12 protein-coding genes are annotated in these 12,246 nt (G+C 70.1%); 3 read left to right on the forward strand and 9 right to left on the reverse strand.

Annotated elements, in window-relative coordinates; all coding sequences use genetic code 11:
* Nucleotides 1-282: 282 nt before the first annotated feature.
* The 3 genes from pyk to QSJ95_RS06625 form a co-directional block, all read right to left on the reverse strand.
* Nucleotides 283-1,734, reverse strand: a complete 1,452-nt coding sequence (gene pyk, locus QSJ95_RS06615) for a pyruvate kinase (protein WP_043314080.1) — start codon at nt 1,732-1,734, stop codon at nt 283-285.
* Between the two features lie 65 nt (nt 1,735-1,799).
* Nucleotides 1,800-2,729, reverse strand: a complete 930-nt coding sequence (locus QSJ95_RS06620; RefSeq protein WP_058487545.1) for a universal stress protein — start codon at nt 2,727-2,729, stop codon at nt 1,800-1,802.
* A gap of 64 nt (nt 2,730-2,793) precedes the next feature.
* Nucleotides 2,794-3,600: a tetratricopeptide repeat protein gene (locus QSJ95_RS06625; RefSeq protein WP_043273300.1), complete on the reverse strand. Its 807-nt coding sequence runs from the start codon at nt 3,598-3,600 to the stop codon at nt 2,794-2,796.
* Between the two features lie 101 nt (nt 3,601-3,701).
* Here QSJ95_RS06625 and QSJ95_RS06630 point away from each other — a divergent pair, with 101 nt between their 5' ends.
* The 3 genes from QSJ95_RS06630 (at nt 3,702) to QSJ95_RS06640 (ending at nt 4,994) form a co-directional block, all read left to right on the forward strand.
* Nucleotides 3,702-4,073, forward strand: a complete 372-nt coding sequence (locus QSJ95_RS06630; protein WP_285640993.1) for a tol-pal system YbgF family protein — start codon at nt 3,702-3,704, stop codon at nt 4,071-4,073.
* 76 nt (nt 4,074-4,149) lie between these two features.
* On the forward strand, nt 4,150-4,575 hold the full coding sequence (locus QSJ95_RS06635; RefSeq protein ID WP_009615806.1) for a DUF4124 domain-containing protein: 426 nt from the start codon (nt 4,150-4,152) through the stop codon (nt 4,573-4,575).
* A gap of 59 nt (nt 4,576-4,634) precedes the next feature.
* Nucleotides 4,635-4,994, forward strand: coding sequence for a PilZ domain-containing protein (locus QSJ95_RS06640; protein ID WP_009615807.1), 360 nt, complete (start codon nt 4,635-4,637; stop codon nt 4,992-4,994).
* A gap of 335 nt (nt 4,995-5,329) precedes the next feature.
* Here QSJ95_RS06640 and QSJ95_RS06645 read toward each other — a convergent pair whose 3' ends face one another.
* From QSJ95_RS06645 to QSJ95_RS06670, 6 genes are read right to left on the reverse strand one after another with little or no spacing between them, the layout of a single operon-like run.
* On the reverse strand, nt 5,330-6,661 hold the full coding sequence (locus tag QSJ95_RS06645) for a DUF58 domain-containing protein (RefSeq protein WP_285640997.1): 1,332 nt from the start codon (nt 6,659-6,661) through the stop codon (nt 5,330-5,332).
* Nucleotides 6,658-7,668, reverse strand: coding sequence for an AAA family ATPase (locus QSJ95_RS06650; protein WP_009615810.1), 1,011 nt, complete (start codon nt 7,666-7,668; stop codon nt 6,658-6,660). Before QSJ95_RS06650 ends, QSJ95_RS06645 begins: the two co-directional genes overlap by 4 nt.
* Nucleotides 7,665-8,939: a DUF4350 domain-containing protein gene (locus QSJ95_RS06655; RefSeq protein ID WP_058070315.1), complete on the reverse strand. Its 1,275-nt coding sequence runs from the start codon at nt 8,937-8,939 to the stop codon at nt 7,665-7,667. Before QSJ95_RS06655 ends, QSJ95_RS06650 begins: the two co-directional genes overlap by 4 nt.
* A complete protein-coding gene (locus tag QSJ95_RS06660; RefSeq protein WP_285640999.1) occupies nt 8,936-10,507 on the reverse strand; it encodes a DUF4129 domain-containing protein in 1,572 nt (523 codons plus the stop codon). Before QSJ95_RS06660 ends, QSJ95_RS06655 begins: the two co-directional genes overlap by 4 nt.
* Complete coding sequence (locus QSJ95_RS06665; RefSeq protein WP_285641001.1) at nt 10,494-11,477, reverse strand: stage II sporulation protein M; 984 nt, start codon at nt 11,475-11,477, stop codon at nt 10,494-10,496. Before QSJ95_RS06665 ends, QSJ95_RS06660 begins: the two co-directional genes overlap by 14 nt.
* Nucleotides 11,474-12,199, reverse strand: a complete 726-nt coding sequence (locus tag QSJ95_RS06670) for an RDD family protein (protein ID WP_285641002.1) — start codon at nt 12,197-12,199, stop codon at nt 11,474-11,476. The genes QSJ95_RS06665 and QSJ95_RS06670 overlap by 4 nt, the downstream gene beginning before the upstream one ends.
* Nucleotides 12,200-12,246 lie beyond the last annotated feature (47 nt).

Here is a 12,246-nt window from a genome sequence, read left to right on the forward strand (position 1 = left end):
GATGGTGGCTTGGCCGCTGCCCTCTCCCTAACCCTCTCCCTGAAGGGAGAGGGGACTGGTTCGGCGCGAACTGTAACCGCGGTGCTTTCCGGCAACTTCGGTGTTGCCGGCGAAAACCATTATTTCCCACTTGCACGGACGGCCCCCTCTCCCTTCAGGGCGGGGCGCGCAGCCGAGGGCTGGGGAGAGGGAACGGAGCCGAGCCAACGCCGCGATACCCCCGGCGAAACCCCAAAAAACAAAGGCCGCCCAAAGGGCGGCCTCCATCACCCACCATCCCACTCAGACCAGCAGGTCTCCCACATGCAGCACCTTCATGGTGTTGGTGCCGCCCTGGGTGGTGTAGCTGTCGCCCTTGGTCAGGATCACCCAGTCGCCCTTGGTCACCACGCCGCGTTGCAGCAGCGCGTCCACGGCTTCCTGGCTGACGCGCTCCGGCGGCAGCGCGGCGGGGTCGAAGGGGATGGTCTCGACGCCGCGGAACAGCGCCACGCGGGCCTGGGTCTCGCGGTGCGGGGAGTAGGCGAAGATCGGCACCGAGGAGCGGATGCGCGACATGATCAGCGGGGTGTAGCCACTCTCGGTGAGGCAGATGATCGCCTTGATGCCCGGGAAGTGGTTGGCGGTGTACATGGCCGCCAGGGCGATGCTCTCGTCGCAGCGCTCGAAGGTCTGGCCCAGGCGGTGGCTGGATTTCTTGGTGGTCGGGTGCTTTTCCGCGCCCTGGCAGATGCGCGCCATGGCCTGGACCGCTTCCACCGGGTATTCGCCGGCGGCGCTCTCGGCCGAGAGCATTACGGCGTCGGTGTAGTCGAGCACGGCGTTGGCCACGTCCGAGACTTCCGCGCGGGTCGGCATCGGGTTGTGGATCATCGACTCCATCATCTGCGTCGCGGTGATCACCGCCTTGTTGTAGCGGCGGGCGTGCAGGATGATTTTCTTCTGGATGCCGACCAGCTCGGCATCGCCGATTTCCACGCCGAGGTCGCCGCGGGCCACCATCACCGCATCGCTGGCGCGGATCAGGCCATCCAGCGCCTCGTCGTCGGCCACTGCCTCGGCGCGCTCGATCTTGGCCACCAGCCAGGCCTTGCCGCCGGCCTCCTGGAGCAGGCTGCGGGCGTATTCCATGTCCTTGGCGTCACGCGGGAAGGACACGGCGACGTAGTCCAGGTCCATGCTCGCGGCCAGCTTGATGTCGGCCTTGTCCTTTTCGGTCAGGGCCGGCGCGGTCAGGCCGCCGCCGCGGCGGTTGATGCCCTTGTGGTCGGACAGCGGGCCGCCGATCAGCACTTCGCAGACCAGCTCGTCGGCCTTCACCTGCTTCACCACCATGACCACGCGGCCGTCGTCCAGCAGCAGCTCGTCGCCCACGCCGCAGTCCTTGACCAGGTCCGGGTAGTCGATGCCCACGACTTCCTGGGTGCCGGCGTCGCGCGGGTGGCTGGTGGAGAAGCGGAAGCTGTCGCCCACGGCCAGTTCGATGCGCTTGTTGGCGAACTTGGCGATGCGGATCTTCGGCCCTTGCAGGTCGCCGAGCAGGGCGACGAAGCGGCCATGCTTGGCGGCCAGGTCGCGCACCAGTTGGGCGCGGGCACGGTGCTCGTCGGGGGTGCCGTGGGAGAAGTTCAGGCGGGCCACGTCGATCCCGGCGAGGATCAGCTGCTCGAGGACTTCGGGGGACTGGCTGGCTGGGCCGAGGGTGGCGACTATCTTGGTGCGGCGGACGGACATGCGGGACTCCTTGGAAGACGAGCGTGCGGGCCGGCGGCGGGAGCCAGGCCGGCCCGGCGGCCATCTTACCCCTTTTCCGATGACGGTTCGCCTGCCGGCTTGAGCACCAGCAGGTCGCACTCGACTTCTTCCAGCACGCGCTCGGCGGTATGCCCGATCAGCGCGCTCTCCAGCTGGCCACGGGCCACCGCGCCCATCAGCAGCAGGTCGATGCCCTGGTTGCGGACGAACTCGGGGATCACCTCCTCGGGGAAGCCCTGCAGCAGGTGGGTGTCACCGGCGGCCATGGCCGGATGGGCGGCCATCAGCATGTGCAGGGCCTGGCGGTGGTGCGCTTCGGTGGCCTTCAGGTGTTCGTCGTAGCTGCCCAGCAGCTGGGCGTCGAAGGCCAGGGTCTGCGGCAACGCCACGTAGGCGTGCAGGTAGCTCGCGTGCAGGCCCAGGCGGCGGTTCAGTTCCAGCGCCGTGGCGATCAGCCGGCGGTCCAGCTTCGCCGGCTTGTCGCCCTCATGCAGCGGGTCGAGGGCGGCGCACAGCTTGCGCCCTTCCCAGGTGCCGTGGTGGACCAGCCACAGCGGCACCTCGCAATGGCGGATCAGCTGCCAGTCGGTGTTGGTCAGGAACAGGCGCTTGAGCAGGCCGTGGCGGCTGCTGGACTTGAGCACCAGGTCGGGCTGGTGCTCGGCCACCGCGGCGAGTATCTCGCGGTACAGCGGCTTGCCCCAGCGGGTGTGGCAGCGCACGTCCAGGCCGGCCTGGCGCAGCGGCGCGGCCAGCTTGTCGAGCCAGTCCAGGCGCTCGGTCTGCTGCAGGATGCGCACCCGCTCCAGTTCGTGCTGCGGGATCAGCAGGCCGTTGTCCAGCGCCGGGTTGTAGTCGCACACCAGCAGCGCCACGCTGGCGCCGCTGCGCTCGGCGATCCACTGGGCGCGGGTCAGGGCTGGCTGGTCGTCGCGGGTGGGGTCGATGACCACCAGCAGGTGCTGCAGTTTCATGGTCGGCTCCTCGCTTGGCTGCTGCCATTGCAGTGCAAGCGTAGCCGGCCCGGCTTGACCTGCGTCAGTCGCCGCCCTGGTTCAGCGCCTGGTCCAGGTGGCGCGCGGCCTTGTTCGCCAGCTCGCCGTCGGGGTAGTCCACCAGCAGGTGGCGCAGGTAGCCGATGGCCTTGGCGCGGCTTGGGTGCGGGTTGTCGGGGGCCATGTACATCAGGCCCAGCTGGTACAGCGCCTTCTGCTTGATGTCGGCGGGGATGGCCGGGTCGTTGACCGCCAGCAGATACAGCTGCTCGGCCTCGGCGACGCGGTCCTTGAGCACCGCGCGGCGCGACAGCAGGGTCATGTCCGGGTCGAGGCTGGTCTTGTTCAGGTCGAGGTTCTGCTGCGGCTTCCAGGTGGCCAGCAGCTCGCGGGCGTTCTTCTGCACCGGCTCCTTCGCCCGCTGGCGGATCATCAGGATGCGCGCGTCGGCGTGGCTGGCCGCGGCGGTGCCGGGGAACTCGCGGTCGATGCGCTGGAAGTAGTCCAAGGCCTTGGCGTCGTCGCGCTGGTCGTTGTAGCGGCTCATGTAGATCAGGCCGATCTGGTACAGGGCGATGGCGCGCACGTCCGGGCTGTAGCGGCTATTGTCGTAGCCGCTGAGGTAGAGCCGCTCGGCCTCGGCGCTCTGGTTGTCGCGGATGGCCTGGGCGCTGTAGGTGAGCAGGTCGCCTTCCTCTTCCACCGCGGCGGTCATGCGGTCGCTCTTGAGCTTCTTGTACTCGGCGACTTCGCCGGTGGTGACCTGGGCGACGAACAGCGGGGTGGTCGGCGAGCAGGCGGCCAGCAGGCCCAGCAGGACGGCGAGGGGCAGGGCGGGGTGCAAGCGCATGGCATCTCCTTGGCGCCGGGGCGGGTTCCCTGCGCAGTCTAGTGATGCCCTTCAGCGCGGCCAAGGCGCGCCGATACAGTTCCCAACGGAGGATATGCCCCATGCGAACCCTGTGCATCCTGGCCCTGGCGGCGAGTGTTACCGGCTGCAACAGCTGGTCGACCAACAAGAACCTGGACAACGCCTACCGCGCCTACGAGCGCGGCGATTGCGAGCAGGTGATGCTCGACCTCTCGCGTACCGAGCGCAAGAGCCGCGCGCGGCCCTGGCTGCAGCCGGAGATCTCGATGCTTCGCGGCCTGTGCCTGGAGCGCCAGAAGTACTACGTCGACGCGGCGCAGACCTACGACTTCATCATCGCCCGCTACCCGAGCAGCGAATATGCCTACCGCGCCAAGGCGCGCCTGGAAACGCTGCGCCAGAATGGGCACCTGACGGGCGAGGCCGCCCAACCGTTGCCGGTGCGTCCCTGACCGCCGGTCGTTGCCGGCTTGAGCGGGCCCGGGTGCTCGCTAAGCTCAAGAGGCTGCCTTCAAGGAGGAGGTTGCGATGCGTGCGTTGCTGTGCCTGTGCATGGCCCTGGCCCCCTTGCTGGCAGCGGCCGACATCTATCGCTGGACCGATGCCCAGGGCAAGGTGCATTTCAGCGAAACCCCGCCGCCCGGCGCCCAGCGCGTCGAGGTCCGGCCGCAGGTGGTCGAGCGCGATGCCGCCACGCGCGAGCGCGAGGAGCGTACCCGCCAGTTCTACCAGGCGCGCAGCGAGGAGCAGGCCGCGGCGCGCAGTCGTGCCGCCGAGCAGCAGGCCAAGGCGGGCGCCGAGTGCGACCGCCTGCGCGACCAGTTGGCGACCTTGCAGCGCGGAGGTCGCTACTACTCCACAGATACCAAGGGTGAACGCCTCTACTATAGCGACGAGCAGATCGATGCCGCTCGTCGCTCGCTGGCCGAGCGTGTGGCCGAAGGTTGCCGTTAGTGCTGGCCGCAGGGCGGTCGCGCCGTCATACTGGGTAAAACTCATAGCGAATAGCCATTATGCGTCATCAACGACACATAGAGCGCCATCAGCTGCCGTACTACCTGAAGGTGTTCAATAGCATCACCGACAAGCCCATGGGCTACCTGGGCAACGTATCGCTGGACGGCATGCTGCTGATCAGCCAGCTGCCGATGCTGGTGGGCGGGCGATTCGACATGCGCCTGAAGATCCCCGGGCAGGACGGCAAGCTCCAGCACATCGACTTCAGCGGCACCTGCCAGTGGTGCCACGAAGACGTCACCCCGGGCAGCTTCGACTCCGGCTTCAGCCTGGTGGCGCCGCCGGCGGAGTACGTCGAGCTGGTCGAAGCGCTGCGCCGTTATTTCAGTTTTCGCCGCCAGGTGGAGTCGGTCTGAGTCGCGGGATGCGCTGAACCGACCTGGGCGGTAGTGAAGGAAAGGGAAACATCGGCGGTACGCAAATGATACGTGTAGGAGCGGGCCCTGCCCGCGATTCGCGCGCAGGGCGCGCTCCTACATGGGCGTGGCGTGTGGGGCGACCCGTAGGAGCGGATCTCATCCGCGAATCGCGCCGATACGCCAGGCTATCGCGGACAAGGTCCGCTCCTACGAATGTGGGAGAAATGCCGTCGTAGGATGGTGTTGAGCGAAGCGATACCCATCGCCACCGTCGGCCGTGCCACCGGGACGTCCGGCGGGGCCGGCGCCCTACGCGCAATGCAAGGCGCTGGTTACAGAGTCCCGGCGCGCTTCCAACCCAGGTAGCGGCTGACCAGTTCCGGACCCAACTGGCTGGGCCTGGCGTCCAGCACCGGCACGCCATTGGCCAGCAGTTTCTCGTGCAGGCCGGCGCGGGCGTTCAGGTAGTCCAGGGCGCCGCAATAGGTCAGGGCTTCGTCGTAGCCTTGCACCGGCGTCTGCCGCAACTGGTCGAGCACTTCCTCGCGCAGGCTGGCGACCAGCACGCGGTGCTGGCGGCCTAGGCGGCGCACCGCGCCCAGCAGTTCCTCGTCGTCCTCGTCGCGCAGGTTGGTCACCAGCACCACCAGGGCGCGGCGGCGCTGGCGTGTGAGCAGGGCCTGCACGGCGGCCGCGTAGTCCGCCGGGCGCTGGCTGCTGTCCAGGTCGTAGACGGCGTTGAGCAGCGCGCCCAGCTGGGCATTGCCCTTGGCCGGCGGCAGATGGCGCGGCCGTTCGCCGGCGAAGGTCTGCAGGCCCACGGCGTCGCCCTGGCGCAGGGCCACGTAGGCCAGCAGCAGGCTGGCGTTGAGGGCGTGGTCGAAGTGCGAGAGGTCGCCGTCCTTGCTGCGCATGTGGCGGCCGCAGTCGAGCAGGAAGAGAATCTGCTGGTCGCGTTCGTCCTGGTATTCGCGGGCGATGGGCGTGCGTTTGCGCGCGGTGGCCTTCCAGTCGATCTGGCGCAGGGTGTCGCCGTCGCGGAATTCGCGCAGCTGGTGGAATTCCAGGCCCAGGCCGCGGCGCTGGCCGGGGCGCACGCCGATGCGGCTGAGCCAGTGGTCCACGGCCATCAGCTCGGCGCCGTAGATGCGCGCGAAGTCGGGGTAGACGCGGGTTTCGTCGCGCACCTCGAGGAAGCGCCGGCCGCGCCACAGGCGCAGCGGGCTGGGCAGTTCCAGCTCGCAGCGGGGGAAGACGAAGTGGCCGCGCTGCAGCGGCCGCACGCGGTAGCCGAGCTGGGTGGTCTCGCCCGGATGCAGTTCCGCGGCCAGGGGCAGGTGCTCGAACTCCATGCCCGAGGGCAGGTGGTCGAACAGCGTCACCCGCAGGCGCTGGCCGAAGCCGTGCTGCAGTTGCAGGCGCACCTCGCTCCAGCGCCCCAGCGGCAGGTTGCCGGCCAGTTGGCGTTGCAGGCGCGGGCTGGGCAGGCGGCGCAGCCACAGGGCGTCGCCCAAGGCCAGGCCGAGCAGGGCCAGCAGCAGGACCCACCACAGCTGTTGCAGCCAGGCCGGCGCCGGGCTGCCCAGGGCCGTGGCGCTGCCCAGGCCGATGGCGGCCAGGGCCAGCGCGGCGAGCAGCGCGAGCAGGACGCGCGATGGCTTCATAGGCGCGGCGCCGGTACCTGGTCGAGCAGCTGTTGCAGCACCTGGTCCACCGACAGGCCTTCGATGTCCAGCTCCGGCGACAGCCGCACGCGGTGGCGCAGCACGGCCAGGGCGCAGCCTTTCACGTCGTCCGGAATCACGAAGTCGCCGCCGCGCAGCAGCGCGCGGGCGCGGGCGCAGCGCACCAGGGCGATGGAGGCGCGGGGCCCCGCGCCCAGGGCCAGGCCCGGCCAGCTGCGAGTGGTGCGGGCGATGCGCACGGCGTAGTCGAGCACCTGGTCGTCGATGGCCAGGTCGGCGGCGATCTTCTGCAGCGCCAGCACGTCCTTGTCCTTGAGCAACGGGCGCAGCGGCGCCACGTCGAGCATGTCGCTGCGCGCCGAGCGCGTCACCTGGCGCACCAGGGTCTGTTCCTCGGCCTCCTGCGGGTAGTCCATGCGCAGCTTGAGCATGAAGCGGTCCAGCTCGGCCTCGGGCAGCGGGTAGGTGCCTTCCTGCTCGATGGGGTTCTGCGTGGCCAGCACCATGAACGGCTGCGGCACCGGCAGGGCACGGCCCTCCAGGGTGACTTGGCGTTCCTGCATCACTTCCAGCAGCGCCGCCTGGGTCTTGGCCGGGGCGCGGTTGATCTCGTCGGCCAGCAGCAGGTTGGTGAAGGCCGGGCCCTTGCGCAGCTTGAACTGCTCGCTGGCCAGGTCGTACACGGCGTGGCCGGTGACGTCGCTGGGCATCAGGTCGGGGGTGAACTGGATGCGCGCGAAGGCGCCGTCGAAGCAACGGGCCAGGGCGCGTACCAGGAGGGTCTTGCCCAGCCCCGGCACGCCCTCGACCAGGATGTGGCCGCCGGCGAGCAGGGCGGTGAGCACGTCGTCGATCACCCCGACCTGGCCGATCAGGGCCTTCTGCAGTTCGTGGCGCAGGGCCTGGGCCAGCTGGCTGGCGCGCTGGCGCTGGGCCGCCGGGTTGGCGGACGGGGTGGCGCTGGGTTCGGGCGTCTGTTCGCTCATAGGGCATTCCTGAGGCTTTGCAGGTGGGCGACCTGGCGGGTGAATTCGGCGGCGCTCATGCGTGGCGCCGGGTAGGGCCGCATGGCCTGGCTGATGGCGCTGACCGGCAGGCGCGTCATGCGCCCGAGCAGTTGCCACTGTTCGGCGATCGGCAGGCGTTCGAAGCCTGGCTGGCGCTGCCGCGCGCGGCGCAGCACGTCGCGCTGCAGGCCTTGCACCAGGGCCACGTGGCCGCGCTGGCGGAGCAGGAAGTCGGCGCCGGCGCGCAGGTGTTCCACCAGTTGCCGGCGGGCGCGGCTGGGCACCGGTTGCAGCGGGCCCTGGCGCTGGCCGGCGCGCCACAGCAGCAGCGCCAGCAGCAGGGCGAGGGCGACGAGCGCCTGCGGGTAGTTGCGCAGCAGCAGGTTGAGCAGGCTGTCGCCGTCGGCGCGGTAGACCAGGGTGACGGCGCTGTCCTGGGTCAGGTACCAGAGCAGCCAGGCGTTGTCGTAGGCGTCGAGGTTGGCGGTCTGCCAGATCCAGTTGTCGGTCAGCACCGTGACCAGGCCGTCGCCCAGCTGCAGTTGCAGCAGGTGGGTGGCGTCGTGGCTGTTGGCCCAGGCGTAGGCGAGGTTCTTCGAGTCGTAGAGGTGGTACTCGGTGTCGAAGCCGATGTAGGCCGGGGCCTGCTCGTTCTCCAGGTAGAGCTTGGTCAGGTCCGGGTAGGCGTCGGCGTCCTCTTCTTCGCCGGCCTTGGCCGGGTCCGCCGCGGGGGACGCTGGCTGCTCGACGCCCTTGGGCGGCGGCACCTTGGCCGGCGCCGTGGCCTCGCCATCGGCCTCGGGCTTGTCGGCGCTGGCGCCCTTGTCCAGGTCCTCGGTCAGGTATTGCTGGATGCCCAGTGGGTCGAGCAGCAGGTCGCCGCTCTTGCCGTCCTTCTCGTCCCACAGGCGCTCGGCGGTGACGATCAGGTGGCCGCCGCGGCGCGCCCAGTCGAGCAGGGCGCGGTTCTGCGCGGGGGTGACGTTCTCGCGGCCGCCCAGCAGGATCAGGGTGTGGCCCTGGCTGGGGAGTTTGTCGAGCACTTCCAGGCCCTTGGCGCTGTCGACCCGCAGGCCGCGGCCGCGGAGGAAGCGCTCGGCGGCCAGGTAGGGGTTGGCCCGCACCTCGGGGGAGGGGCCGTGTTCGATCTTCTCCGGGTAGGGCCGCAGGTTCTGGTACAGGTACCAGGCCACGGCGGCGCCGACCAGCAGCACCAGCACGCCGAGCAGCCAGCGGGTGGAGCGGCTCATGCCGGCGCTCCCGGGCCGAACAGCCGGCGCCAGCCGTCGCACAGCGCCTGGCGCAGCTCGCCGGGCGGCGGGCGGTGGCCGTAGGCGAGGGCCTGCCAGTGGCCGGTCAGCTCCCGCGCGTAGCTGTCCAGCTCGGGCCGCTGCAGGCCTTCCACCTGGTTCAGCACTTCGCCTTCGGTGCTGGAGTCGCGCAGCGGCACCCGGTAGTCGTGCAGCAGGCGGCTGAGCAGCGCGCGGTAGAGCAGGCCCAGCGCCGCGCGGGGTTGCTCGTCCCAGAGCCGCTCGGCAGTGCTGGCGACGTCCTCGGGCAGGCTTTCCGGCGCCAGTTCCAGGCCGAACAGCACCGCCGGCGCCTCGCCCGGGGCCTTCTGCGGCAGGCCCAGGCGGGAGGCGAACAGGCGCAGCCATTCGCGGTAGCGCCACAGCAGCAGGACCACGGCGGCGATCAGCGCGGCCCACAGCAGCGTCTGCAGCGATTGCAGGATCAGGCCCAGCGGCCGCCAGTGGGCCAGGGCCTCGAAGAAGGCCTTGAGGTCGTCCTCGTTGCCCTTGCCGGCCTTCTCCTTGGGCGGCTCGCCCAGGCGCCAGCGGGTGACCGTCTCGCTGTTGCGGAAGGGCGGGGCGTCGAGCAGGGCGTCGACGGCCTGGCGCGACTGCTCGCTGGTCAGCTTCTGGTGCAGCAGGCGCGCGGCTTCGGGGCCGTTCGGGTCCTGGTTGGGCAGCGGGCAGCTGGTGGCGCTTTCCGCGGCCCAGGGCGTGCTGCCGGGCAGCATCGCCAGGGCGCCGGCGCACACCAGCAGCAGGGCGTAGGCGCTGCCCACCAGGCGCTGGCGCAGGCGGCGGAACACCAGTTCGATGTCCCAGGCCTCCAGCTCGGTGCGGCGGTTGAGGTAGAGGGTGAAGCCGCAGGCCACGTAGACCGGCTCCCAGACCACCAGGACCAGCGCGTAGAGCAGGTTGGACAGGTGCTCCAGCCATTGCCAGTCGCCTTGCAGGGCATCCAGCAGGGCCTGCCATTTCCAGTCCGACAGCCATTGCTGCGGCAGCATCAGGTAGAGCAGCGCCATCAGCCCCAGGTACAGGGCCAGCTCGAAGTGCATGCCGACCACCGTCAGCCAGGTGGCGCCGCCGGCGTTGCGCTGGCCCAGCACCACCAGGCGCTGGCTGCGCGCCGCGCCGGCCAGGCCCTCCAGTTGCAGCACCGGCAGGTCGAAGCTGCGCGTCGGGCTGAAGCGCCGCCACAGCAGGCTGGGCAGCAGCTGGCGCCGCAGCAGGCCGGGGAAGGCGCGCAGGGCCTCGCGCAGCGTCGGGGTGTCGGCGAACAGGGCGCGGGAGAGGATGTACAGCGGCAGGCGCTCGAAGGCCGGCTTCAGCCACCAGAAGATCAGGATGGCCAGGCTGGAGTAGTCCCACAGCAACAGGCTGAGCACGGCGAACACCGGCAGCGTGACCAGCGCCCAGCTGGCCATCAGCAGCCCGGCATGCCGTCGCGCCAGGAGCACGCCGAGGTCCAGCGCCTCCCAGGCGCTGCGTGGGCGGATCGCCACGCTGGCGTCAGTCAGGCGCATGGCGTTGGCGTCCGGCGAACAGGAAGTAGCTGCCGACCAGCAGCCAGAGTGCGGCGCCGACGCCGTACTTGACCGTGGCCGGGAAGCGCGTGAGCGAGGACCAGTAGCCCTCGACGAAGGCGGCGACGAGCAGCAGCAGGATCACCCCGGCGATCAGCTGGATGGCCTTGGCCGCGGCCTGGCGCAACGCCTCGCCGCGGCTCAGGCGCCCCGGGGCGAGCAGCGCCCAGCCGAGCTTGAGCCCGGCGGCGCCGGCGAAGGTGACGGCGGTCAGCTCGAAGGCGCCGTGGCCGATGACGAAGGACCAGAAGGTCTGCACGTAGCCGATCTGCGTCAGGTGGCCGGCCACCGCGCCTATCATCAGGCCGTTGAAGAACAGGAAGAACAGGCTGCCCAGGCCGAACAGCAGGCCGCTGGCGAAGGTCTGGAAGGCGATGCCGATGTTGTTCATCACGTAGAAGGCGAACATCTGCCAGTTGTCCCCGGCGCCGCGCTCGCCCAGCGGGCCCAGGCGCGCGGCGTCGGGGGCGTACATGCTTTCCATCTCCGCCACCCGTTCGGCGCTGAGCACGCTGTAGACCAGGTCGGGGAAGCAGTACACCAGCACGCCCATGAGCAGCAGGGTGCCGTAGAACAGCAGGCTGGCGACGGCGATGGCGCGCCACTCTTCGCGCACCAGGCGCGGGAAGCCGGCCAGCAGGAAGCCGATCAGCCGCGAGCCGAGGTGGCTGCGGTGGCGGTAGAACTGCTGGTGGCCGCGCATGGCCAATTGCTGCAGGTGGTCGATCAGGTGGCTGCTGTAGCCGCGGTCCTGGGCCAGGGCCAGTTGCTGGCAGAGGCTGCGGTAGTCGCTGGCGAAGTCGCCGTCGCGGGTGGATTCCTCGCGCTTGCCGCTCTCCAACTGCTCCAGGCGCTTGGCGAAGCGCTTCCAGTCGTTGCGGTGGCGCTGCTCGAACAGGCTCTGCTTCATGGCGCCAGGCCTCCGCCGAGCAGGCCGCTGGCGATGCCGGCCAGGCGCGCCTCGGCCTGTTCCGCGGGCACGCCCAGGGGCTCGGCGAGAATCCCCGCCAGCTCCTCGCGGCGCGCCGCCGACAGGCCCGCGGCGCGCTCGCTGAAGCCGGTGACGGCGCGTTGCTCGGCCAGGCTCAGCGGGCACGGCGGCAGTTGCGGCGGCACCTGGGGAACCGGCGGCCGGCTCGGTGGCGGGTCGCGATAGATCACCAGGGTGCCGGCGGCCAGGTCGCCCAGGCGCTTGAACGCCGGGTTGGACAGGCAGGCGAGCAGGCCCAGGGTGTAGCCGAAGGGCAGGATGTCGGCGAAGCGCAGCAGGTTGCGCAGCAGCGAGGCGGACCAACCGACCGGCGTGCCGTCGTCGTGGACCACGCGCAGGCCCATGACCTGCTTGCCGGGCGAGCGCCCCTGGTTGAGCACTTCGAAGAGGACCATGTACCACCAGGTGACGAGGAAGGTGAGCAGCAGCCCCAGGCCGGTGCCCAGTTGACCGAGGAAGGCCAGCAGGATGTACATCACCAGCATCAGCAGCACGCGGATGCCCAGGTCGATCAGGTACGCCAGGGCGCGGGCCACCGGCCCGGCCGGGCACAGGAGCAGGTCGATGCCTTCCGGGGTTTCCACCTGGTAGCGGGTGTCCAGCGGCGGGCTGGCGGGGCGTGGTGGTGCGGCGGCGATCAAGGGCGTTGGCGGTCGCTAGAGGGAAAGTCCGATGCTAGCCAGCGCCG

This window comes from Pseudomonas sp. NBRC 100443 (genome assembly GCF_030268185.1).
GTDB classification, from domain to species: Bacteria; Pseudomonadota; Gammaproteobacteria; order Pseudomonadales; family Pseudomonadaceae; genus Pseudomonas; species Pseudomonas citronellolis.